16 protein-coding genes are annotated in these 24,608 nt (G+C 39.0%); 8 read left to right on the forward strand and 8 right to left on the reverse strand.

Annotation, left to right across the window (positions count from 1 at the left end; translation table 11 throughout):
* Window positions 1–254: 254 nt before the first annotated feature.
* The 3 genes from ACGHEH_RS20115 to ACGHEH_RS20125 form a co-directional block, all read right to left on the reverse strand.
* Window positions 255–1,250, reverse strand: coding sequence for a fatty acid desaturase (locus ACGHEH_RS20115; RefSeq protein ID WP_390449098.1), 996 nt, complete (start codon window positions 1,248–1,250; stop codon window positions 255–257).
* A 270-nt stretch (window positions 1,251–1,520) separates the two neighbouring features.
* The gene (locus ACGHEH_RS20120; protein ID WP_390449100.1) at window positions 1,521–1,958 is read right to left on the reverse strand and encodes an acyl-CoA thioesterase; all 438 of its coding nucleotides are present in this window, start codon (window positions 1,956–1,958) and stop codon (window positions 1,521–1,523) included.
* 493 nt (window positions 1,959–2,451) lie between these two features.
* Window positions 2,452–2,904, reverse strand: a complete 453-nt coding sequence (locus ACGHEH_RS20125; protein ID WP_390449103.1) for a hypothetical protein — start codon at window positions 2,902–2,904, stop codon at window positions 2,452–2,454.
* Between the two features lie 299 nt (window positions 2,905–3,203).
* On the opposite strand from ACGHEH_RS20125, the gene ACGHEH_RS20130 reads away from it, so the two are divergent.
* The 5 genes from ACGHEH_RS20130 (at window position 3,204) to ACGHEH_RS20150 (ending at window position 11,064) form a co-directional block, all read left to right on the forward strand.
* Window positions 3,204–4,859, forward strand: coding sequence for an LruC domain-containing protein (locus ACGHEH_RS20130; RefSeq protein ID WP_390449106.1), 1,656 nt, complete (start codon window positions 3,204–3,206; stop codon window positions 4,857–4,859).
* A 12-nt stretch (window positions 4,860–4,871) separates the two neighbouring features.
* On the forward strand, window positions 4,872–5,378 hold the full coding sequence (locus ACGHEH_RS20135) for a hypothetical protein (protein WP_349287956.1): 507 nt from the start codon (window positions 4,872–4,874) through the stop codon (window positions 5,376–5,378).
* A 265-nt stretch (window positions 5,379–5,643) separates the two neighbouring features.
* Window positions 5,644–6,492 (forward strand): trypsin-like serine protease, encoded by an 849-nt coding sequence (locus tag ACGHEH_RS20140; RefSeq protein ID WP_390449108.1) that lies wholly within the window; start codon window positions 5,644–5,646, stop codon window positions 6,490–6,492.
* A 290-nt stretch (window positions 6,493–6,782) separates the two neighbouring features.
* Window positions 6,783–7,412: a uracil phosphoribosyltransferase gene (gene upp / locus ACGHEH_RS20145; protein ID WP_390449111.1), complete on the forward strand. Its 630-nt coding sequence runs from the start codon at window positions 6,783–6,785 to the stop codon at window positions 7,410–7,412.
* Between the two features lie 1,855 nt (window positions 7,413–9,267).
* Complete coding sequence (locus ACGHEH_RS20150) at window positions 9,268–11,064, forward strand: FG-GAP-like repeat-containing protein (protein ID WP_390449113.1); 1,797 nt, start codon at window positions 9,268–9,270, stop codon at window positions 11,062–11,064.
* 202 nt (window positions 11,065–11,266) lie between these two features.
* Here ACGHEH_RS20150 and ACGHEH_RS20155 read toward each other — a convergent pair whose 3' ends face one another.
* From ACGHEH_RS20155 to ACGHEH_RS20165, 3 genes are all read right to left on the reverse strand, one after another.
* Window positions 11,267–11,839, reverse strand: coding sequence for a hypothetical protein (locus ACGHEH_RS20155; RefSeq protein WP_390449116.1), 573 nt, complete (start codon window positions 11,837–11,839; stop codon window positions 11,267–11,269).
* 2 nt (window positions 11,840–11,841) lie between these two features.
* Entirely contained in the window at window positions 11,842–12,675 is an 834-nt protein-coding gene (locus tag ACGHEH_RS20160) for a hypothetical protein (RefSeq protein WP_390449118.1), read from the reverse strand.
* Between the two features lie 472 nt (window positions 12,676–13,147).
* Window positions 13,148–14,503 carry an erythromycin esterase family protein gene (locus ACGHEH_RS20165; RefSeq protein ID WP_390449121.1) on the reverse strand — a complete coding sequence of 452 codons (1,356 nt, stop codon included), beginning with the start codon at window positions 14,501–14,503 and terminating at the stop codon, window positions 13,148–13,150.
* Window positions 14,504–14,800: 297 nt separating this feature from the next.
* Here ACGHEH_RS20165 and ACGHEH_RS20170 point away from each other — a divergent pair, with 297 nt between their 5' ends.
* Both ACGHEH_RS20170 and ACGHEH_RS20175 read left to right on the forward strand, forming a co-directional pair.
* Window positions 14,801–15,055, forward strand: coding sequence for a hypothetical protein (locus ACGHEH_RS20170; RefSeq protein WP_390449124.1), 255 nt, complete (start codon window positions 14,801–14,803; stop codon window positions 15,053–15,055).
* Between the two features lie 396 nt (window positions 15,056–15,451).
* On the forward strand, window positions 15,452–18,301 hold the full coding sequence (locus ACGHEH_RS20175) for a M16 family metallopeptidase (protein WP_390449127.1): 2,850 nt from the start codon (window positions 15,452–15,454) through the stop codon (window positions 18,299–18,301).
* A gap of 174 nt (window positions 18,302–18,475) precedes the next feature.
* Here ACGHEH_RS20175 and ACGHEH_RS20180 read toward each other — a convergent pair whose 3' ends face one another.
* Window positions 18,476–20,614 carry a winged helix-turn-helix domain-containing protein gene (locus ACGHEH_RS20180; RefSeq protein WP_390449130.1) on the reverse strand — a complete coding sequence of 713 codons (2,139 nt, stop codon included), beginning with the start codon at window positions 20,612–20,614 and terminating at the stop codon, window positions 18,476–18,478.
* A 640-nt stretch (window positions 20,615–21,254) separates the two neighbouring features.
* Here ACGHEH_RS20180 and ACGHEH_RS20185 point away from each other — a divergent pair.
* Window positions 21,255–21,917, forward strand: coding sequence for a hypothetical protein (locus ACGHEH_RS20185; protein ID WP_390449133.1), 663 nt, complete (start codon window positions 21,255–21,257; stop codon window positions 21,915–21,917).
* Window positions 21,918–22,190: 273 nt separating this feature from the next.
* Here the strand turns inward: ACGHEH_RS20185 and ACGHEH_RS20190 are convergent, their stop codons facing one another.
* Window positions 22,191–24,401 carry a hypothetical protein gene (locus ACGHEH_RS20190; protein WP_390449135.1) on the reverse strand — a complete coding sequence of 737 codons (2,211 nt, stop codon included), beginning with the start codon at window positions 24,399–24,401 and terminating at the stop codon, window positions 22,191–22,193.
* Window positions 24,402–24,608: the final 207 nt, after the last annotated feature.

A 24,608-nucleotide genomic window follows, 5' to 3' on the forward strand; every position in this document is an offset into this window, starting at 1 on the left:
AAAAAATATTAGATAAAGTGAGCTACTTTAATAATCGCTCTTGTTAACAACCCAGAGAAAAAAGTTCAAAAGTTGATAATTGACCTTAAAAATACATAAGACATCTTTAACTTTGAAAAAGGCTTTCAAAGCCAACTCGCGCGAAGTAGAACCACTTTCACAAATCAAATATATATTCTTTGTGAGCACCAAATTTATGCCGCGCTTTTTCGCCTATGCTCAAACAGAACCGCTTGCGTTGTCATAGAGTCACCCTACTCAGCCTTTTCTAAATACCGATTCGCATGCTTTAAGCTCTGCATGTCATTAAAGCGCACACCATGCTCAGCCATGACTGGCTGTATCTTCTTGCTGATTAACTGGCGAATATAAAAAGGTTGATTCGGCACAAAGTGATGAATGGTGTGCGTTCGGCCAAAGTCAAAACAGAAAAGCTGGAAAGGCAAAAACCAGCGGCTACTGATCACATGCGTTTGCTCTAATAAGTTGGTCACCCCACCATAGTAATGCATTGAAGAAGTCACAAAGTTCAGTGACGTTGAGCGGATCATGTTCGGCACAATCAGTACCACCATTAAAAACTCAGCCACAGCTAATATATCCGCCCCCCAATGAGGCACTTCAAACGGCTGAATAAATTGCACTACATGATAAGCAATCACGCCATATAAGATCGCAAAGTAAGCCGAGGTGATTGGAAAACCGGCATTAAACACCTGTAGAAACTTAAAGCCTTTGATCTCTTTGCTAAAACGCTTGGAGTTAATCAGCAAGCCGAGTAATCCATCCATGATAACCACCGCTCTTAAAAAGGGTGACTTAATGCCATTACCGACTAAGCGCTCTTCTAAGTCTTGTTCTGTGCCTGATACCTTATGATGGTGAAGATGTATCTGTCTGCGGTACCAAGGATTCACCGTATTAGGACGCATCAACCACACAGTCAGCATCATAAAATTATGTATAAATGGTCGATTACTAAAATACTGTTTGTGAATTAGATCATGTTCTAACTCATGGGAAATAGACGTGATTAAAGCCGCTAGAATAATACACAACCACGCAGGAATAAGTGTAAAGTAGTAAAGCGTACCAACCCCTATGAGTGAAAAAAGTGACAGCAACATCATTACCATCGCAATGCTGTTTTGCTGGTTAAGGATAGGAAAACGGGCTCGAAGAGATTGCTCTTCGGCTTTAATCGCAGTCACAATGCTTTTTATGTTCTGCTTCGCGGTTAATTTTGACATTGAAAATATAACTAACTTTTTGGTGCTAAGATCATAGCGTAAACGCAACACTCCCTCGACTAAATGCGGTGGAACTAAGTGCAAAATACACGTTGAAGGTGCAAAGGGTTTATGACTGCAAGCGCAGCGAGTGCATTCTCTTTGCGCAAGGTGAATTGAGCTATCTTCACTTACTGAACCCGAAACGAAGCAGCTCAGCCTGAAAAGGTGAAAATAAGGATACTTAATGAGCACAGCTCAATGAGTAACCCCCTTCACCATCAGCTAAGCCTATTGAGTAGCATCCATCTCATACTGCTTTAATATAGCCAGCATATTCTCAGGTATTGGCGATTTTTGACCTGTTTTCATATTAAACATCACCACATTCGCATAACCCGTTGTGCAAATTGCTTGCTGTGACTCACTAAAGGCTTCATAACGCATAGTAAAGCGATCTTCTTTTATATCGGTAATATACGAGCCAATGTGCAAAGTATCGGGAAAAGTCACTGGGCGCTTATATTGCGCATAAGTATCGCGTAACACAGGACTATGCGTCGGCTCAGATAAAATAGATAAAAGCCCTGTTTGCTGTAAAAAATCGATTCGTGCGGTTTCAAAGTAGCGGAAATACGACACATTATTCACATGTCCCAACGCATCCATTTCACCCCACACCACATTGACCTTAGTGGTGATTGCGAACTTCTCGAAAAACTCCTGCATGATGTTGCCTTTATTATGGTCATTTGTTTTAAAGTAAAAACTCATCGTACCAGTATAAAGATGCAAAATATACATTGCAAAGCAAGGTTACTTTTGCACAAGGGTGACGAGTGACCACAAAAATGTATGGAACATTTTTGAACTGCGAAGCAGAGCCGGAGGATGAAAGGCAGGAAGCCTGAAATCATACGAAGTTTCGCAGCACGAGGAAGTGAGGGTATGGATACCCGATGGGCGTAGCTACATGGATGTAATACAGCGCTGGTCTTAAATTTTTCATTTGCAGTGCGCGCAGCAAGACTAACGTTGAGCGTGAGGCCTTGGATGGCCGAATCGGACCCAGGCTACATGGACGTAATACTTCGCCTTACTATGTTTTAATATTCTCTATGCGTAAGATGAATGCTAAACAACGAGCTTATTAGCTGTAATTTTAAATATGAATCGCATCTCGGTTTACATAACATTGATTACTAAGCTCAAAGCTCTATGGTTATGTAATATTATTTTCTTCTAAATCCTCTTTCTTTTGCTCATGTGCTCGCGATCGCTCCTGCCCTTTTTGATACTCTTCAGCAATCATCTTCTCTATTTCTGAAGTTTTTTCATTAAAATCTTTCTCAGAAATTTCACCTGCATCAAACTGTTCTTTTTGTTCATCGAGCTTCTCTCTCAACTGTTTTATTTTCTCCATATCAACGCCAAGTCTTTGCATTAAAATGGCTTCTTGCATTTGCCCTAAAAAACCTTCGTTACGTATGGTCGTTTGTAGCTCTTTTTGTTGATATTGCTGGCTAACTGAAGAAGCCTGTTGCATCGGCATCTCAGCGGCAATTGCTTGGCTAAATTGCCTTTCATCATTGCCGCTATGCGACAACTTTTGCCCACCTTCAATATGATTTGGGGTCGATAATGGGCTAGTGCCTGCGGCTTTGTACATCAACATAGTGTGTTCCTTGTAATTTGCTTATCACATCCATATATGTTTCAAAAATCGAGCCAGTATGAAAATCGATTTCATTATTACTTATATATCATTTAACGGTTTTCACCTTTATTGATTTGCAACCTCGCAGAGTAATAAAAGAAGCTCAAAAGGCGTACTCATTAAACTTTTCGCAAAATGCAATGCATGTTCATAAAACAACTTAACAAGAAAAACATAAATCATTAATTAATAAGAAGAAAATTCAGGCCTATTATTTGCTAAAACTTATGTATGAATAAAGTAGAGAGAGATCTAATATGACTTATTATCAGACATTACTCATATGCATTGTCATTAGCTTTTTTTCAACTTTAGTAAGTGCAGAGCCCGATACATTAGATACTCGCTTAGGGCCTATCAACATCAGTTGGGTAAGTGATAGAAACACAGGCTATAATGTTAAAGGCGAACCACTCAATGTTGTCAATATTAACGACCAGCTACCTGCTACTTTTCTAGCCGATATTTATGCGAAGATCCCAGATGGACGCCGAGTAAACCCCGACTATATTGACACTGATTCAAAGAGTAATTTGGTTATAGACAATGACTTTGAGGGACAAGCAACCGTAAGTGTTACATTTTTAAACGAAGGTGCCTATTTCAGAAACACCTTCGGTTACTTCTTATATGATCCAAATTCCCCCCCTCAAACTTTCACCGATATTGCAGAACATAAAATCATTTTTCCTAACGCATCTAAACCTAATGCGGGGTTACTAGACCAAGGCGATACTGTGCCTTTAGAGATCACATTAGCTGCTGGTCAAGCAATGGGCTTTTTTGTTATTCCAAATGGGTGGGGGTTCTCAAGCAGCTATGCAGAACTTGAAAGCTCAGGGTATTGGGATCAAGCCTTTTACAGCCTTCCGCACTTAAACCCAGAACCTGATGGAGTAAAACAACACAATGTCGTGTTTTATGACACGCAAAGTCAACTCTTAGTAATTGCGTTTGAAGATTATTATCGTATGCAGGGTGACAACGACTTCAACGATATGATCTTTTCATTAGACGTTACTCCAATTGGTGCTTTAGAAGGTATCAATGATGACGGTACGGTCACAGACACAAACTATAATGTACTTATTGAAGAAGAGACTACTCCCACTACATCATCAAGTTACTATCCGTCTGCATCAGGCTATGCAACCATCATGTTTGAAGATAGATGGCCAAAAATGGGGGATTATGATTTTAACGACCTTGTTGTTAAATATAGATATTATTTAGAAAAAGATATCAATAATAACCTTTCATCACTCGAGCTAAAATATAATATTCAAGCCATTGGCGCGGAGTATCATAACGGCTTTGCACTTCATCTTCCCAATGTAACAAAGGCGAATATCAAATCAGCAACGCTGCAAAAGTCAGGCTCAACGGTAACATTACAACCTGAAGCAGCAGCCAGCGAGGTTATTTTCATTTTATCTGCAGATGTTTGGCAAGACGTCTCTACTAGCTGCAATATGTTTAGAACTATGCCAAGTTGTAAAAATGCCATCAGCAGTGAGTTTGTACTGAATGTTGAGTTTAATCAGAGTGTCGATGAATCTTCCATCGGCCTCCCCCCTTATGATTTATTTATATTTGCATCTGTAGACAAGCCCCATGGGGAGTTCGCTGGACGCCAGTGGGAGGTTCATCTAAAAGAATTTTCAGGCACTAGCTTATTTAACCAAGGTCAGTACGGCCTTCACGATGACAATAGTAATGCCACTAACTCATTCGTGAACTCAAATAACTTCCCATGGGCAATCAATGTACTAGACAACTTTGAGCAACCTTCAGAAGGAAAGGATATTCAAAAAGGTTACCCTGATTTTGCTCAGTGGGTAATAAATAGCGGAGCCAGCCATACAGACTGGTACAAACCAGCACGCTCTGTCATAAACTATATTTACAAGTAAGAGGAAAACAAGATGAAACTTACCAATTCAATTACACTTATCATCTTACTCGCATTGCTTGTGGGGTGTGGCGGTGGGTCAGAAAGCAGTTCGCAGGTGCCAGAAAACAATGAAAGTAATACTCAAACAGCTGCAACAACTGAAAGCAGTGGAAATACTGAAACAAACGAGACTCCAGATACAACGCAGCTTGTTGCTCCTCAATCTTTTGATTTTCGAGTGGATAAAGATGTTCGTATTCTTTTAACCGACTTACCTCAAACAAACGGTGTCATAAACATATACCATGGCACCGACTTTTATGACGAACAAAACGATGTGTATTACCCTGATGGTAAGACACTACTTACCAGCTGGCGCCCTAAGCAAACACAACAGATAAAAGTCAGCTTCAACAAAAACTGGCAAGGACTATTGATTGAGTGGCTACCACAAACGGGATTTCAAAAAGAGCAATATATATTCTTTCCTGCTTCGCAAATTAACGAAGAACTCTTGCTTTCGATCAATGCAGAGTAATCTGTCAAAAAATGAATCTGCTAAGTCAATAAAAAGCTAAAACCGTAATGGCTCTCACATAAGGAGAGCCCACACTTTGACAATAAGCGCTACTAAATAACACTTCGACTACTTTTGCAAAATCATAAAAACCTTATCGAAACCGTAAAACCACACCAACATAAAATCACTATAAAAACTAAAACCTATAAATATTAGAGCCTTACAATCAGGCACTCAACTTGCTATCTCATAACTCTAAACACATGAAGGGTAAGGAATAGACATGAACTTAATCAGAAAATTAATTATCGGTGGTTTAATCACAACCAGCCTGCACGCCAATGCCATGATAATTAGGCACGATGTAAATGACGATAAGTACGTTCAACAAGCAAGCGATTACCTCGCTATTTTTCCCTTGAAGGATGACGGTAAAACTAAAAACTGTGTCGGAACTTTATTGGCAGCACAGTGGGCTGTAACTGCTGCGCATTGTACTATTTTATTAGAGCCCGGCAGTCAGCTTGAAATAGCGGGTAACAAAACTGAAGTGCAATCGATCCATTTGCCGCCTGAATATGGCTATATGAAAGCAATTAAGAATGAGCAAGGTAAAATCATCAACATTGAAGACAAGGTTAAAGACCCATCATTCGATATTGCTTTGCTAAGACTTAAGCAACCAATAGAAAACGCAAAGACATTTCCCCTACTTGAGTCAAAAGTAAAAGAAAACCAAATCATAGAAGTGATGGGCTGGGGCGACTTTGGTGATGGTGCAAAAGGCGTCTCTCGCCAAGAGAGAGTGAACGACAGACAACTGCGCGTGGCACACAACAAAATAGACGTCGTCGATGGCAATTATCTGATTTTCAATTTTGACGCTCCTAACAGCAAGAACGTTTTACCTCTTGAGGGTATTAATGGCCCCGGCGACAGTGGCAGCCCTGCGCTTGTGAAACTTGCAACAGGGTACTACATCGCTGGGATCAGCTCAGGGGGAGATTATCCCGAACCACAAGCGCAACACCAAAGAGAAGGCAAATATGGCTGGCAGGAATACTATATTAGCGTGAATGCACTGAGTGCTTGGATAAGTAAAACCATGGCTTTAAAAATAGATAACCCTTAAATAAAAATAAGCTACTTTCATCTGTAGGCGCGGCTTTATGCCGCGATTTGAAATATAGATCGTTTTAGCGCGACAGGTTTTAATTTAACTTTCAATTAGAGAATATGTCGCGCTTTCGAAAATAACAGCACAATACAAAGCCTACTCTGGGAGTTTCATTTTTTAATTGGCCAAGGACAATAATTAATCTGCTCTTAATATTGCGCTCATTAATTCTCTAATAGGATTTATCGATTCCTCTCCTTCTTGTTAGACTTAACTACATTATAAAAATTTATTTAGGGCACATCATGAACGTAGTTGAAGTTAAACATCCATTGATTTCTCACAAACTGGGGCTGTTACGAACACACGATATTAGCGTTAAAGCATTTCGTGAATTGGTATCTGAAATTGGCAGTTTATTAACTTTTGAAGCAACTCGGGACTTACCGCTAGAAGATACCACTACCGCTTCTTGGCAAGGTGATATCACCACGCAACAACTAGCTGGAAAAAAACTAACCTTGGTGCCTATCTTAAGAGCTGGACTAGGTTTAAATGAAGGTGTGTTATCACTTATTCCGTGTGCAAGGGTCTCAGTGGTTGGCCTTTATCGCGATGAAGAAACTCTAGAGCCAGTGCCTTACTTTGAAAAACTCACTTCCGATTTAGATAAACGTGTCGCCTTGGTCGTTGACCCAATGTTAGCAACCGGAGGCTCAATGATCGCGACCATAGATTTATTAAAAAAGCATGGCGTAAAAGAAATTAAAGCCATGGTTTTAGTGGCCGCCCCAGAGGGTATTCAAGCACTTGAAGAGACTCATCCAGATGTCACGCTTTATACAGCCAGTGTTGATGAAAAACTCAATGAACAAAGCTACATTTTACCGGGGCTAGGTGATGCAGGTGATAAGATTTTTGGAACAAAGAAATAAAGGTCTGTAAATAAAGCTCTGCAAAATAAACAACCTTAATCTGTAGTAGCGGCTTTATGCCGCGACTGTTTTATGTGAAGCATTATCAAATTCCATCATTCTGAATTTGTTTTTGAATCTATGTGCTTTCATGCCCTGCTTTTAACTCCCTGAATACTATAAATACTCAATACAAGGCCTGCCCCTATTTTTTGAACTTAGAAGTAGTCAATGGGTGTTTATTGAACAATTTTTGAGGTAGGTGTTCTGAATAACTCCCTCAATCAACAACTCTGCCCATTGATTATGAGTACATCGAAATTGATTATAACAAGAAAAGAAGGCATTTTACCTTAATGGGCTCCCACTGTAATTATAAGGTTAAATCTTTTAACCGAAGAAGCTCCTTTATTGCTAATAATAAAAATCATTTATTACTTATTACATTACTTTATAAAAGTAAAATTTGAAAATTAATTTCAACATGCGAATAATTCACACTTTTTATAAATCTAATATTTTCAGAATCTTATTTTAAAAATACGCCATTTTTATGTGGTTTCAAGGTTTTTATAAAAATAGTTTTTTGACGTTTTTATTACAGTCACTTATCTTTTTTACTAGTTCAAATTAAGTTGAGATAAATAAATCAAGATCCAATTGTCATATACTAGATTTATGCGATGTCTACTAAATATAAATTTAGGGTACAGGATTTTCTGTTCGCTTAATTATTTTAAGCGGATTCAGAAAAAGGTAGGCTAGCTTTACCGAGGAAATTAATACTCCATTCTTAATTAAGCGGTCTATTTTTAGGCGAAGAAGGCTTGTCAATAGCGAGACGAAATTTTGCTATTTATTTGATATAAATAAGAAAAACACAAAAATCCAGTGTCAATTTAAACCCCTAAAAATGATTGAGGATTCATATAAAGCTAGCCAAATTTATTAGAGGTTGTTTTGCAAATGCAACTGTTGCTACTGGAGGGATGTCCTTACCACTGGCTGGTCAAACTTGCATTGCAGGGGGAACAATAAGCGTCATTGGCTCACTTGTAAAAGATATTTATACTTGGGCTACAAAATAATTTTAATGGCGTATATCAATTGATATACGCCACTTCTAATTTAAAAGGATTGTAATGATTAAATTCTCAAGATTACTGACCATCGCTTGTGTAATATTTGCTTGCAGATCATTAATTAGTGATGCTTTGTCACTAAACAGCGATCGGCTATATGAGTATTTTCTTAGTTTAGCAATTTCAGTTGCGATATTAATAATCATTGATGTGCGAAATAGAAAAAATTCAGGCAGTAACTAAGTTTTGGTATTTTAAAGTTTGCGGTTTGAACTATAGCCCGAATTTAACTTCGAAGTGCGACACAAGATCCCGTAACAGTGTTTGTTTCACTGTCATTCAGTTAATAAGCTGTTCGAGGCGCTTCTCGAATTCGATAATAAAACGACTCATCGCCTTACGCCAGTTTTGAATCGGCATAGACCATTTCTTACTGGCGTTTTTAATTGAAGAGTCAATGGGGTCAGAGTTATTGATTTCATTGACTGTACTCTTTTCAGGATGTGATTAAAGCAAAAGGATGTCGCTTTTAAGTTATGGAAGTCAGGTCAGGCTTGGGCTGCCTTTCGAACTCATAAGGTCAGACTCTTTGAACCTAAATACTCAAATGAAAAACCTGAAACCTGCCTTTTTTTGTAAACGGCACCAAAGCCCAAAGCAACATTAAATTAACTAATAACACCATTAAAATAACTAATTTTACATCCTCCCCTATTTTAAAGTACCGTTTTTGGGTCACTAGGTAGTGACATGTTTAGACACTGAAATTAAACATCAAAACAAGGAAATGAATTTTGAAAACAAACCCAAAGTTATTATTTGCATCGATAGCACTTGGGCTTTCTAGCCAAGCGACTGCAGTAGAAGAAAATGAAAACTTTTTACGTAAACTAGATGATGGCAATAACTACTCTGTTAAACGCCAGTTACCTGAAAGTATTTGTGGCGTCGACGACCTACAACATGTTGAAAGGTATAATAACCGCTATGCTAACTGGGGTTACACTCAAAACTATGTCGATACTCAGCAAAGATCAGTTGGCGCTTTAAAAAACAGAGCGTCTAACACCGCTGGTAGCTACTGTACTGGTACACTTATCTCAAACGACTTATTTCTAACTGCAAGCCACTGTGTAGATTCAAATGTCGTAAATGATGTTGTTGCTTTTAACTATCAGTTGCCTAGTAATTCAAATACTGTAAGAACACAGCAATTCTTTGACGTTACAGAAATAGTAGAAGACGGTGCAGATCTAAACGGCCGTTTAGATTTTGCAATTTTGCGACTTGATGGTAACCCAGGTAATACTTTTGGTTGGAAAAGTGTTCAAACATCGGTCCCTGGTGATGTAATGATCATCCAGCACCCTCGTGGTGAAGCTAAACAGACTGATGCCGGTACTGACGTAGTCGTTTCTGGCAATCGCGTACTTTATGGCGACCTTGACACTGAACCAGGCTCATCAGGCTCTGGTGTACTAAATCGAGCTGGCGAGATCATTGGTGTTCATACCAATGGTGGTTGTCGCGCAACTTCTGGGCGTAACTCAGGTTACACCATCGCGGGGATCACAGCTGTTTCTTCTGTCTTGCCTGTAAACAATTACATTCGTGCCATAGATTCATTTGGCAAGAATGTTGGGGGTTGGGAGGTTTCAAAACACCCTCGCGTCTTAGCTGATATTAATGGTGATGGAAAAGAAGACATTATTGGTTTTGGTACGTCATCAGTATTCACAGCAATCGCTAACAGTGACGGTACATTCCAAAGTATTAAGCGAGCTTTAAACTCATTTACGTTAAAAAATGGTGGTTGGGATGTTGCTAAACACCCACGCACTGTAGCTGATATTAATGGTGATGGCTTAGCTGATATCATTGGTTTTGGCACTAATTCAGTATTTACTGCACTATCAAACGGTGACGGCACATTTGCTTCACCAAAAGTTGCGATTAGTGCATTTACTTACAATAAAGGTGGCTGGAGAGTCGAAAAACACCCTCGTACAGTTGCTGATATTAATGGTGATGGCCTAGCGGATATTATTGGTTTTGGCACAAACAGTGTATTTACTGCCCTATCAAAAGGTGATGGTACATTTGCCAGCATAAAAACTGCTTACAATGGGTTTACCATTAATTCAGGTGGCTGGGATGTTGCTAAGCACCCTCGTAAAGTTGCAGATATCAACGGTGATGGCCTAGCCGATATTGTTGGTTTTGGTACAAAAGGCGTTTATACATCACTATCTAAAGGTGATGGTACTTTTGCACAATCACGTTTTGTCTTAAGCAGCTATGCTATTTCTGCAGGTGGTTGGGATGTTGCAAAACACCCACGAACACTTGCCGATGTAAATGGTGATGGCTTAAATGATATCGTTGGCTTTGGCACATCTCATGTTTATGTTTCTTATGCTAATGGCGATGGTACTTTCAGAAATCCAACCACTCACTCTGACGAGTTTGTTTACTCAAATGGTTGGCGTGTAGAGAGCCACCCGCGCCACTCTGCAGATGTAAACGGTGATGGTAAAGCAGATCTAATTACATTCTCTGATAGTGGTGTTCTGGTTTATTTAACTCGCTAAATATAGCTTTATCAAACTATAAAAGCCCTTTTATAGGGCTTTTGTTATTTTAGGTTCGTATTATTCATTTTTAAAACGCATATCAGAGTAGACTGCATCATTTAGGTTCTAATATACCAGGTAATTATAAAGCTTATAAAAAAGCCGCCACTTTAATTGATAATACAATTTATATGATAGCGGCCTTACTTAATTTTAGAAGTTAAAGTGTCGAGCTTGATTTCGCCTGTTCACAAACCTCAGGTAACTTTTTCAAAAAAGACAACACCATTTCATGCGTTGCTCTTTCCGCTGACTCTACAAACTCGCTATCACCATTTGCCCAGTTTGTTTTTGAATAAAAACCTCGGTGGTGACTGGTTTTAAATGCTTTACCTTGTATTGAGTAATCTGCAGTGACAACGGACATGCCATTGATATTCATTGACTCATTATAGGTATACAAGCGATTTAGCGAAGGTGAAACTTCAATCACAAGTTCATTTGCAGCCTCTGAAATGGCAGGCTTAATTAAGCTCTTATGCAAGTCAACTAACCAAGCATCTACATTAGTCGCGTTAACAGCCCAGCTAATAGTGCTTTTATTAAAGCGCTCATCTTTAAATGGTAATACATTAAAGCTACAACCCGAGCTGCTTATTTTCTTTCCAACCTGAGTAAACTGCTTTTCCATTTTTTTAGTCAACTTTACAGATTGAATTGGCACATCTGCCACAGCGAAAGCATTAGTTGCAGCCAAAAATAAAGGTAAAGAACAAAGTAATTTAGTATTCATGATCACGCCCCACATAACTTTTTAACTGGTTTACCAAGTAAATCATTCGTTGTATGAACTAGCGCACCATTTTTATTTCTTAGCAAAACACGGTTGTTTTCTTTACTGATCACTGTGCCTTTCGCATGAACCTTACCTAGTACATTAAAAGTATGGTATTTAGTCCCACCTAAACAGGCTTCATTTTTTTCAACTTTAATATCAGCTTCTAACATTTTTCGAATTTGAGTTAGGCTATCTTTAATCGTTGAACGATAAAGTGCTGCATTATTTTCGTTCCAAAGATTAATTGAGTTAACTGATCCTGTTCCTACCTGATCTGAAATGTACGTAAAGGTGTTTCTATAGTCAGGTTTAGTCGCTGAACGCTTGCCTTCTTTCGCAATATAAAGATTGGCAACGGTTTCGAACTGAAGCACTTTAAAATCATCATGGAATTGGTAGAAAGTTGATAAATATAAAAAAGCCTCTCCCTCTTTTAACTGAGTTATTTTTGCTTTTACATCTTTATCCCTTAATAACCTAGCCTCTGCTTGCTCTGCAGATGACGCATTGAATTCAGAAACCAGAACTGGATTCATTTCTTCAACAATCAGCTTTCTAAAGTTTACATCTAATGTGCTATTTAGAAGCGGAGCAGCCACACCAAAAGCGCCCAAAGCACGATCATCGTTAATTGATGAGTCAATCGCTGCAGCAATCAAACCACCACCAAGCGCACCCGATGCATTTGAAAGTTCAACTGCAGGTCTAGCTTCATCTTGTATTACAAGGTTATATGCTTGGGTTGTTTTTACTGCGTCTCTCGTTTCTTGAGTCATTGGAGTGTACTTCATGCCTGAGCAGCCTTGTAAAAGGGCTAGCAATGAAGTCACTAGTAGAGTTTTTTTCATATTTATTATTTTATATTCCATTTAGGGGGGCACATTTTTGTTCTTTTTTTGTAACTAATCAATAACACAAAAAGGTAATATTATTTTTTTAATAGGGTTTACGTAAAAAAATGTAAACAACTTTGGTTTTACACAACACGCACATATCTTGCTTCGGCTGGAGAAAATATAGCTTGTCACCCTAAATTGCCACGAATAGAGCAATTTCTATTTTATTTTTAAAGTCAAAAAGATGTAACAGAATTGAAAAAGTCGCAGCTAAATCTATAACCCAAAAAAAATAGGCGAAGGCATAGCGCTCATTGAAAATCGATTTTGGCTGGCATTTGACCCTATTGACTCAATGAGAATAGGGTCTGCCATCACATCGGGTTGCAAAATCGCTCGAATAATGGGTAACTCGCAATTATTTTAATTAGTTCAGATAATCCGGCAGCGATGACGTCTCAATGACAATAAGTGCATCATAACTGTCACTTAAAACAAGCTCAGTATTACCCTGCCCCCATTCTTTTGCCCGCGTTTGAGTATGAAGCCAATCGTCACTGTTCCCACTTTGATTTTCTTTACTCAAGGGTAAGAAAAGCGGTGCTAAACTTGTAGCCTGAACAATTGACTCTAAAGAGTCTGATTGGTGCGCAGTCACAGGTATTGGACCTCTATTATTGTCGCCGCTTTCGCCAGAGAGCATGTATATCCCAACCGTGTATAGCTCATCTGAATAGTAGTCATTTAATAAGGCCCCCATGAACTTATCTTGATAATATTGGCTTGGGTAGGATTCTGAAATATGGAAGTTATGCGCCCAAATAATCACTTTATCATTCGGGAACATATGTTCTGCAAGCGTAATAAAATTCTCCGCCATGCCCGTATCTCTTGCCTTCATTCCTGCGCTCACGCCCCCTTCAATATCTGCTTTTAACATCAACAATCTAAAGTGCTGTGACTTGGCAATCGCGGCAGGTAAAACAAAGTCATTACCAAGACTCTCAAAATACTGAGTTATTAACTCTAAGCTTGCTACTGCATCTAAATACGCATCTTCAAATTGCTCGCACTGTTCGTTATCACTGATATTGTTATCTCTACAACGAAGACCTGCCCCGCCTGTATTTATGTATTGCTGTAAATGAGTGGTTAGGTCGAAACTAGGAGTCAGTTGATTTTGCGTAATAATTTGCTCGTAATAATCGTGAAGACTTGAAGCTGGGTAGTCACCACTAGAAAACTGCACATCATACCCCGCTAACTTTAACGGCCTATCGGTACTTTGAGTCTCTATTATATAATCGAATAACTCTAGCACTTCGTCACTATGCCAAATAGGAAAGGCACAACTTGTTAGCAGTGGTTGCGCTGTTTTAATGTTAGTTTCTAGCTTTAAATTACAGCTAAACATAGAGCTTTCGAAAGCCACTACATTGTAATCGTGATTCTGATGAAGGTACTTGATGATTCGTGTTTTTATTTGGTTCATTTGCTTAGAACCATGAGTACTTTCCCCTAGCTGTACAATCCGCTTGTCATTAAAGTGCGCCGTTATTTGGTCTAAATCACTTGTATTATTATTGTCGGTTAATGAATCTAGCTGCATGGCATGCGTCACAACATATTGTTCATAAGCAGGCGTATTTACTGAACCTGTAGACGTTGAAGTTGATACCTCTGCGGCTGCACTATCGTTTTGCGTAGTGCTACCACCTCCACCACAGCCAAACATAAAAATGGCAGTTGCAAATATAGCGAAATGTTTTAGTTGTGAGTTCATCCTAACTCATCCTTGTTGTTATTTTAGGTATATAAAATAACGAATTAACTAATATGTCAAATGTGCTTATGGTAAATCTATAACTCAAAATTTGACCTCATTTACTTCTTCAACGCTCATATCAGCATAACGTGTATAGAATACCCTCAATTAATTCATATTCGATTATCTACTGCATACTTATACTTCCTCTTTTTCGAAATCATAAAAAACATCACGAAATCGCAAAAGCAGGCCTTTAACTCGCCATAAAATATCTTGTAAAACCATAAATATCAGTATGTTAAAAATCGGAACATGGTTTGCTACTGCAATTACCTAAACACGCAAAACATAAGGAATAACTATGAACTTAATAAGCAAGTTAATTATTGGGGGGGGGGGGTAATCACCACCAGCATGCACGCCAGTGCAATGATTATTAGACATGATGTAAGTGATAATAACTATGTAAAACAAGCAACTGATTACCCCGCCATCTTCCCATTAAAAGACGACGGTAAAACCAAAAACTGTGTGGGTACATTACTGGCTCCTGAGCTCGTTGATTAAGGTAAGGCTTAAGCTGTCTGTGAGCTCATAGGGTCAAATTGCACAATGCAAAACCTGACCCAGCTATTTTAGCAGGCTATCGTACCCACCTACTCTTCACGTATTCCTAACAGAAGCAGATTAATAAAGATTACCGAGCCACATGTAGCGACATTATGCCTATATACTGCTGTAAAAAGCCTCGAAATAACGAAAAGCCACTGTGGAATATTTCAATAATAATTGTAACCACATGATTTTACTACTAATAAATTTAAAATGAATTCATGATAACTTCATAAGCGACTCACCGAGCAGAGATAGTTAATCTTGTCGTCAACAGCAGAGGAGACAGCCTTCGAGCGAGCTCCTCTTAACAGATAGATAAAATAATAAAGTTGATATAAGGATTTTCTTATGCTTTTAAACAAAGTAGCAATGGCAGTAATTATGGCTGCAACATTAAATGGTTGTAGTCAGTTTCAATCGTCTGAAAACATAAAATATGCAGGTGCAGAATTTGTTGAACAAAAACAGGTTGAGCGCGGTGATATTGGTATCTCATATGAAAAGTTTGAATTGGATAATGGCCTAACCGTTATTCTACATGAAGACCATTCTGACCCATTAGTGCATGTTGATGTGACTTATCATGTTGGCTCTGCACGAGAAGAGCTGGGTAAGTCAGGGTTTGCTCATCTATTTGAACACATGATGTTTCAAGGCTCAAAGCATGTGGCAGATGAAGAACATATCAAAATGGTGACTGAAGCGGGTGGAAAGCTAAATGCCACAACGAATTTAGATAGAACTAACTACTTCCAAACCGTCCCAGTAAATCAATTAGAGAAGATGCTGTGGTTAGAGTCAGACCGTATGGGTTTTTTTGCTCAAGGTATTACCCAAGAAAAGTTTGAAGTTCAACGTGCTGCGGTAAAAAATGAACGTATGATGCGTTATGACAATGTGCCTTATGGGCAAGGTACCGAAAAGTCGCATCAAGCCCTGTATGGCTATGGACACCCTTATTCTTGGATGCCAATTGGATATATGTCGGATCTAAATAGAGCTGATGCCAACGATTTAAAAGCCTTCTTTAAACGTTGGTATGGCCCAAATAACGCGACACTAACGATTGGTGGAGCAATTAGTCGCGATGACGTGTTGCCATTGGTACAAAAATACTTTGGTTCAATACCACGAGGCGAGGCCGTGACTAGCGCTGAAAAACAGCCAGGTACATTAAGTGAAACTCGTTTTGTGTCGTACGAAGATAATGTGTCACTGCCACTGATCAGAAAAACCTATCCGACGGCCTATATGGGGCACCAAGACGAAGCCGCATTAGATGCGCTAGGTTATTTTATTGGCCAAGGTGAAAGTTCAATGCTGCGTCAAAAGTTAGTTGATACTCAGCAAGCTGTCCATGCAAGCTCTACGCATATGTGTTTTGAATTATCTTGTCAGATGATTATTGTCGCACTGCCACACCCTGTAAGTGGTAAAACGTTGACGGCGCTAAACCAAGATATTGAAACCTTAGTGAGTGACTACATTGAAAATGACCTGACTCAAAATGACATTGAGCTATTTATTACCAAACGAGAAGCAGAAATTGTTAGAGCGCTGCAAAGTGTGCAAGGTAAAGTGTCAATGCTTGCCGAATTTGAGACTTTCCATAACAGTCCTGACTACTTGAGTCAGCAGCTAGCAAGTATTAGAGCGCTAAAAGTAGATGATATTAAGCGTGTATATGCTCAATATGTTGCTAACAAACCACATACTGTGCTCAGCATTGTACCTAAAGGCAAGCCGGAGACAGTGGCGAAACCGGACAATTATACACCAACATTTTTCGAACCAGCAGGCACTGAAACGGCAAAAGCTGAGGTAGAGTTACCGGTTATCGTAGATACTTTTGACCGCAATATAAAGCCTACCTCTGGTGCTGCAAAAACGCTTAAATTACCAAAGCTTTGGAAAACAAAAACTTTGAATGGTATTGAAGTGTTAGGTACAGAAGATGCTGAAACGCCTACTACAACCTTACTATTACAAATTCCAGCCGGTCGCTTATATGACCCCGAGCAATTACCAGGTCTTGCATTATTAACGGTGGAAATGCTAACTGAAGCCACAACCCAACATACAAAATCAGAACTCGCTCAGCAGTTAGCTAAACTTGGTGCGGAAATATCATTTGATGCTAAGTCTGAGCACATTGAAGTTGAAGTGTCGACTTTAACCAAGAATCTAACGCAAACATTAGCGGTGTTGGCAGAGAAGTTATTGCAGCCTAAATTTGCTGAATCAGATTTTGAACGAGTGAAAGGCCTTGTCATGGAGTACAGTAAAGCAGAGCGCGATAGTGCTGACTTTTTAGCGGATAGTGCATTAAATGAAGTAATGTATGCAAGAGGAAACTACAGTAAACCTTGGTTACCTACTGTTGACGAGCTTGCAAAACTAGAGCTTACCGATATTAAATCTTATTACGCCAAACAAGTTCGCCCGCAAGGCAGCAAATTGTCAGTAGTGTCTGATATGGCACAACCTAAACTGATTACCGCATTGGAAGGAGCATTATCTAAGTGGCAGGGTAAAGGTGAGCTTACCATGGCTAAACCAACACCTGCGCAGTTAGACAGCAACACGATTTACCTTGTGCACAAAGAAAAAGCACCACAGGCGCAGATTAGGGTGGCAACGCATACTGTGGCTGCAGACTTAACGGGTGAGCATTTTAAAAATCAGATTATGAACTTTGCGTTCTCAAATAGTTTTAACAGCCGTATGACGCAAAACTTGCGAGAAGATAAAGGCTTCACCTATGGTATCCGTGGCATTTTCTCTGGAAATCGAGACACTGGACACTATGTGATTTCTTCAGGCATTAATGCTGAAAATGTGGCAGATGCACTAAACGAAATTCAACATGAATTAAACTTGGTTAATACATCGGGACTTACAGACAAAGAAGTGGAGTTCACAAAAAATGCCATTGCCCAAAGAGATGCACTGAAATATGAAACACCAGCTGCAAAATTAAGCTTCTTTGCGATGATGCACGCACATAATGTTGATTCAAGTATTGTAGAAACACAGGCTAACATTATCGAAAAGGTGACTAAAAAAGAACTAAACCAATTGGCTGCTAAACACCTTGTACCAACAAATATGACTTACATTGTAGTGGGTGACGCGCCTTCATTGACAACGCAACTAGAGGCCAAGGGCTTTAACGTTAAAACATTAACCATCCAATAAGTTAAACAAATTGATCCCAACCGTGGCGAACACTCTGTGCTCGCCATTTTTTTACTCGACTTTTGGCAAATAAGCGCATATCCAATTTGTATTTTTACTAGTTACTGGGAAGACGGCAAACACTTGGCAACGGAGTACCAATACGATGCAATCTATTATTTGTGCTGACATGTCCTAGCGTTGATATAACTTAATTTCATTATGGTATCGAGTGATGTAAGAAATCAGCAGTTTGTCACCATGTGCATCTAAATAGTAGATGCCAGAGTCGGCATTGACTGCTGACTTTATATCCCAAACGGTTTCAAGGGTGTTATCGCCATTAAGCTTAAATACAGACTGTCGATTATAAAGGTATATATCACCGTTAGCTGCCGTGATCATGGGTCTAACCTGTTCACCGTTCAAACTATGGTGCAGGGCTTCTCCCGATATTAACGGGGTGACTTCGTTGGTTACAACGTTTAATAGTGCAATGTCTCGATTGCTCGATAGAGTGACAAGCTGGGTATCGTCATACCAGTCAATACCGACAATATTGCTAGCAGGAAGAGTTTTGCTTTGTTGATCTCTGATAGAGATCACTTCAATTATTTTATCATCCGTTATTTCATGGGCGCGCAACTGTGCCACTCGATTATTGTGTAGGCGGGTGTCACCATTCTTTTCGTTATCTGGCATCGTGTATAGTATATCGAGTGAGCCTAAAGCTCTTACTTGAGCGACTTTATTCACTGTCTGCTTAACCAATATTTGCCGCTCGGTAGGATCGGAGTCTGTGATGGAATATCCAGCACTCAGCTGTGAGATAGGACTATATCTATGATGTTGGTCGATTCGAATTACACTATATGACTCGGTGTCCTTAAAAAGCGAATCCGTGTAGGCAAACTCCCCCTCTCCAAGATAGGCCATAATCACTTCGTAGATCTTAGGTTTAGCAAAAGCTGTTGACTCGCCCGTTTTTAAATCAATGACATAACTATCATGATCATAGCCATAAGTGGTCATAAGTAGCTGGCTCTTTGACATAGGTAAAACGTACGATGTTGGTTCTACTGCTACTTTCACAGGTGGTAGCTCTGTTAAAGTTTGCATTGAATAACGCTTTATTTCGCTGCGGTCATGGTCAAACCACAACACCGTTTTTTGCTTAGGATCCCAATTTGCAGCCCATAACAAATATGTATATTCAGCTAATTTCAAAGTTTTATGGCCATTTAGAGTGGTGACTAATAGCTCAACCTTATCACCAATGTTACGCGTAAAAATCAACTGTTGTGTTTCGGGAATGATTGCAAGCAGGCGATCACCAAAACCATGATTGCTGGGTGTCGTGATCCGAGTTTCTTGTTGAGTATTAAGGTCATAACGATAAATGGCTCCGAGATTGGGTACCCCTAAATAACCTCGTCGGCTATACACAATTTGTGCTTGGCCAAAATCAAATATTGCGTTAATAGAACCGCCAGAGCAAGGGAATAAAACTTGATCGCGGTCACTGGTGTTAGTAGATAGGCGATGTTTGCGATATTCGCACACCGATTGCTCTGAGTCTTGTTTAGCTTGATGTAAATAGTAAATCCAATTACTGTCGGCGGACCACCCTAAAATAGAGCTATTTGTCGGTATGCTTAGCGCCTTCTCATGTTGGGTGGTGAGATCCATTAGTCTTATCTCTCCTAGTGCATTCGCTTCATTGGTCGCAGATTTAAAGCTATAAGCGAGGTAGCGCTGATCTGGAGAGTTGTATAATTTGCCGTGATGGCCTCGATACCACGAGAGAATTTGATTGTTAAATGTTGTAGCTTGTGGTGACTGATGGTTATGCTCAGTAGTTTTACGGGGCATCACTACATATAGAGTGATGGCAATAGCTGCCAAGGAAAAAAGGGTAAACGCAATAAGATAATATTTATAAGACTTTGATACTTTGCTTTTTTTGCAAATGGGAGTCTCTGCTTCAGGGGGTGGCTCTGTTGCACCTTCTAGCGGTACAGTAAAGCTATAGCCTTTTCGGTAGTGTGTTTTAATCACTGGTTTTGGTTGCAGATCAGAAGCCAGCTGCTTTCTGAGCTCGAATATGACACGGTTAATTGTATTATCATCAACAAAATTAAGTTGCCACACGTTTTGTGCAAGCTCTTGGCGAGTAATGATCCGGTTTTGATTTTGAATAAAATACATCAGAGCTTTAAAAAGTAATGGTTCTAGCTCCTTACTTTCTTGGGCATTACTGATAGTTTGCGTGGCTGTATTCAGTTGCCAGCATCCAATATCAATATAGTTCGGGTGCGTTGTTTCGAGATCCATGAAAATTCCAAATTAGTGACGAGTAATACAACTTATTTAGGGTCTGTTGAACTTTGCGGTTTAATTTTTTTCGTATTTTTTGGTCGTGACGCGCAGTTTTCCGCTTAGTGATCTAAGTAAAATTTAAGCAACAATGAACAATGCCAACTCAGGTAAATCCAAAGGGCCGCGCTCGATTAGCACTTCTACTGTGTTGCTCCACATTGAAGTAGGGTAAGGTGACTTTTTAGGAGTACAACGTCTTTATCGACTGACTTACATAGAATAAATACGCTACGCAGACACTGCCTTGTATAAATACCACTCAAACTACTGCAATAACACACTTGATGATAAACAGTTCCTAATATCGATATTATCAAAGATTTTAAAAGAATATTCAGCAGTTATTCCTTAATATCCTTGAAAATTAACAGCTATGAGCGCTGTTTGTGGTTAAAAAAGGCAGTTATATTGTTGAGGCAAGCGCTTTAGTGGTTGGGGTTTAATGTGGATATAATGGGGTCAGGTCGAACTCTTTGGCCATAAATCAACGACTCTGATCCCATTGATTCACTCAAGAAAACGTCTTTTGATTGATGCATGACTTATCGAAACATATAATCCCCCCCCAAATAATGGAGTCATTTAAAAAATTTATATGAGTTTTAAGAAACCTTTTCTCGCACTTACACTTTTATCACTTCTTTCAGCATGTGGTGATCAAAAAACACCAAACTCAGCCCCAGAGATTAACGGTTGGTCTATGGCAACTGAATATACCTGGGGAGAACCGGTTAACGAAGCAATGCTAGTAACATTAACCCCATCAGTGTTTGATGCTGAACGTGATACATTAACGTATCAGTGGAGACTACTGACCGAAACCGACAAGGTAACACTCATCAATACAAGCGCCCCAACATTGAGTTTCAATTACCCTGTTTCTGTCTCTGAAGAAGTGTATGAATTAGCATTTGAAGTAACCGTAACAGATGAAAAAGGCGCATCTACCAGTGGTAATTATGAAGACGATTTTAATGATTATGTGTACATAAATTTACCCGCGGATCTTACTTTTCAAGAAGGCCAAGAGATCACTATAACTCCAAGGCTATTTGGCCGAACAAGCTATATCAGTCATTACCAATGGCATGTAACTTCTAAACACGACATCACATTAATTGGTGAAGATACACAACACGTGTCTTTTGTTGCCCCAAATTCACCAACACCTATTACCTTGTCACTCACGACAACCTATATTAACGGTCATAATGAAGTCCGTGAGGTGGACATCACCATTATCAATAGTATTAAATAATCTAAACCGACCGCTTAATAGAGACTTTTTTGAAATCTACCTCAATTGTTATTTACAGCAATGAAATATTAGTAAAAGCCGCCTTAAGGCGGTTTTTACTAAACCATAAAAGGTTTGATTACTTTTTACGAGACTGAAGTATTTTGGACTGTGCAATTACTTTTGAAAGCTCACTTGCCGCTTCAGCGTAGTTGAAGTCAGCGGCAGAAGCGTTCGTAATTTCTCTCGCCATTTCTTCGTTTTATGACTAAGCTGCTAAACGAAATAATAGTTCTAGTGGCATTTAGCGGTGATGAAGTCATCTAAGTATATTTTTCCATTTGGGGTCTTATTAAAGACTAACTCCATAAATTGTAATTGTGTGATGTCTAACTTTGTATTGCTTTTTATATACTTTGCCAAAGGGATCCTAACTGATTGAAATACAGGCTCATAAAATGCTTGAAGTCCGATTCTTGCTTTTTTAGCCAAAAGTGGAAAAAGGGCCCTAAATTGACTCAGAGGTAATTCAGCAGTTTCTCCACGTTTATCCGCTACTCTAATCGTAAAATCAATCGCGGTTTTAGTTTCTATTTCACATACTGCGCTAGATATTGCAAACCCAATACAAGAATTTTCATCAAGAGAATCAGATAAAGAAAGGCGATATGTTGCTAAACTACTTTCATTCCATGCCAATTCAACAACATGAGTGTTCAAATCTGTTCCAGACCAATAAGGATGGAGTTGCAACCATATTTCTCGCCAGCTTTCAAAATTAGTTCCAGCAATTAAGCCAGATTGGCCTGTTCTTAAATTACTATCTTCTTCGAAAGTCGCTATTTTAGAGTAATTAGAATCAAAGTAGTTGGACATGAAGTAAGTATTGGGGAACTGTCCTGTCAGGTAGTCAGCATTTTGAAAAATAGGAAGATAGCTCTCGTCTTTTCTTATCACGATATCAACAAATGAGCTCACCAGCACTTTAGCTATTTCTTGCTGAAGTCCTTGCTCCATTATTAAATCATCGTAGAAAGTGAGATCACACATCCACTGGTATAAATCACATCTTCCCCAGTCAGAATTGAATTGTCCATGATTTGCACCATGAATAGAAATGCTCGATTTAAAGTTGAATGTCTGTGAATCAAATTCAACTCTCGAATATGCAGATTTACCCATAAATATTAAAGCATCAGCATCAACATCGCCCTGTATAGTGAGGTAGCTGGTATTTTTTAGGCTCGCTAGACGACCTCTTGGTTTGTATCGACCATCAGAAGGTGCAATGGCAATAACACCACTAATATTGAAATTAAAATCAAACTCCAATTTCGCGTTATCAGGAAAATGTGAAAGTTTATTAAACGAAGCCGCAGTAAAAGCTGCCTCTCCACCCCTTGAATGACCAATTAACACAACATTATCTAAATCAACATTCCCTATCAAAGTCATATCAGGATCCCGTTGCCATTCTCTCCATTGCTCGAGATGCTTTAACAACAACCATGCTCTAGCATCATCCGTCCCCTCTAACCCTATGTCATATTCAAAAAAGCCTTCAGAATGAGAATTATTAAGAAAATTTTGATCAACTGATACAAATGTATACCCGTGACTTGCAAGATGCTCACCGAGATATTCATACCCTTTATCAGAGAAGTGCTCCATGGAATGATTGCCATGCACCATCAAAATAAGTGGAGAAGCATCATATGTTTTTGGTTTCCATACTCGACCCTGTATAGGTAAGGCTTTTGAGTCGAATCCCCAATATATTTTTCGGAAAAAAGCCCTAAATCCATTCCAGTTTTCTAACAGAATAGAACCATCGACTGTATCAGTCACCAAAACAGAGCCACCTGAAAATTCGCTACGTTGTATGTCTTTTCCAGATCCATACGTAAAAGTTTCTACTTTGTAAGGCCCCACTATAGCAGGTGAAGGTACAGCTAAATCAAGCTTTGGGATGGTATTTTTATCAATAAAATGACCTATCTCAGGGGCCTTGGTTAAATTGCAAACGATGAGAAAAAATATGGGTGAAAAGATACTTAACCCAATAATATGCTTATTAAAAACTTTTCCATTAACTAACTGACGAACATAGCAACATACAAAAATATTTATTAAGAAATAGAAACCATAAAGCATCAATGCGAGTTTTAACCCAAACGAAATCGCCAAAAAGCGAATCACGATCGGTGCCATTATGATTGAGGACAAGAGAAGCTTATTTTTAACTTTCAAAAAATAAAATACTGAGGCGACAAGCAGCCCAAAAATAAAGTGTACGCCGATAAATACCAATGGACCTAAAGCCTGACCAAGCCAAGCATTACCATATATCGTGCCTTGAAAGGTCCAAGCCACAAATAAAATAGTCCAAACAATGTTCCCCCAAATTATGGCTTTTTGGCTGGAGCTTGAAAGAGCGGTTTTATTTAAAAGTTCTAAAAAAAGTGATTTGTCGTGTCGCTTGCAATCAGATTTATTTTTAATCATATATTTATTATTAACCTGAATGGGCTTACAAGTCCCAACTTTGAAAATTAGCTTTTACTTGACTAAATTATGAACCTCATACTCATCTAGGCTCTAGCTTATTCTATAACAATAATTTTTTAAAAGTATAAAAATCAATTGGTAAACTCTTGGTTTTAACAGGACAGCCACTTTAACTTTTAAAAACAGAAAGCCAACAACAAAGTC

This window comes from Pseudoalteromonas sp. MTN2-4 (assembly GCF_042848605.1).
GTDB lineage: Bacteria > Pseudomonadota > Gammaproteobacteria > Enterobacterales > Alteromonadaceae > Pseudoalteromonas.

Coding starts and splice junctions, on each gene's coding strand:
- ACGHEH_RS20115 (WP_390449098.1), bottom strand. CDS start 1,250: ATGTCAAAATTAACCGCGAAGCAGAACATAAAAAGCATTGTGACTGCG.
- ACGHEH_RS20120 (WP_390449100.1), bottom strand. CDS start 1,958: ATGCAGGAGTTTTTCGAGAAGTTCGCAATCACCACTAAGGTCAATGTG.
- ACGHEH_RS20125 (WP_390449103.1), bottom strand. CDS start 2,904: ATGTTGATGTACAAAGCCGCAGGCACTAGCCCATTATCGACCCCAAAT.
- ACGHEH_RS20130 (WP_390449106.1), top strand. CDS start 3,204: ATGACTTATTATCAGACATTACTCATATGCATTGTCATTAGCTTTTTT.
- ACGHEH_RS20135 (WP_349287956.1), top strand. CDS start 4,872: ATGAAACTTACCAATTCAATTACACTTATCATCTTACTCGCATTGCTT.
- ACGHEH_RS20140 (WP_390449108.1), top strand. CDS start 5,644: ATGAACTTAATCAGAAAATTAATTATCGGTGGTTTAATCACAACCAGC.
- upp (WP_390449111.1), top strand. CDS start 6,783: ATGAACGTAGTTGAAGTTAAACATCCATTGATTTCTCACAAACTGGGG.
- ACGHEH_RS20155 (WP_390449116.1), bottom strand. CDS start 11,839: ATGAATACTAAATTACTTTGTTCTTTACCTTTATTTTTGGCTGCAACT.
- ACGHEH_RS20160 (WP_390449118.1), bottom strand. CDS start 12,675: ATGAAGTACACTCCAATGACTCAAGAAACGAGAGACGCAGTAAAAACA.
- ACGHEH_RS20165 (WP_390449121.1), bottom strand. CDS start 14,503: ATGAACTCACAACTAAAACATTTCGCTATATTTGCAACTGCCATTTTT.
- ACGHEH_RS20170 (WP_390449124.1), top strand. CDS start 14,801: ATGGTTTGCTACTGCAATTACCTAAACACGCAAAACATAAGGAATAAC.
- ACGHEH_RS20175 (WP_390449127.1), top strand. CDS start 15,452: ATGCTTTTAAACAAAGTAGCAATGGCAGTAATTATGGCTGCAACATTA.
- ACGHEH_RS20180 (WP_390449130.1), bottom strand. CDS start 20,614: ATGGATCTCGAAACAACGCACCCGAACTATATTGATATTGGATGCTGG.
- ACGHEH_RS20185 (WP_390449133.1), top strand. CDS start 21,255: ATGAGTTTTAAGAAACCTTTTCTCGCACTTACACTTTTATCACTTCTT.
- ACGHEH_RS20190 (WP_390449135.1), bottom strand. CDS start 24,401: ATGATTAAAAATAAATCTGATTGCAAGCGACACGACAAATCACTTTTT.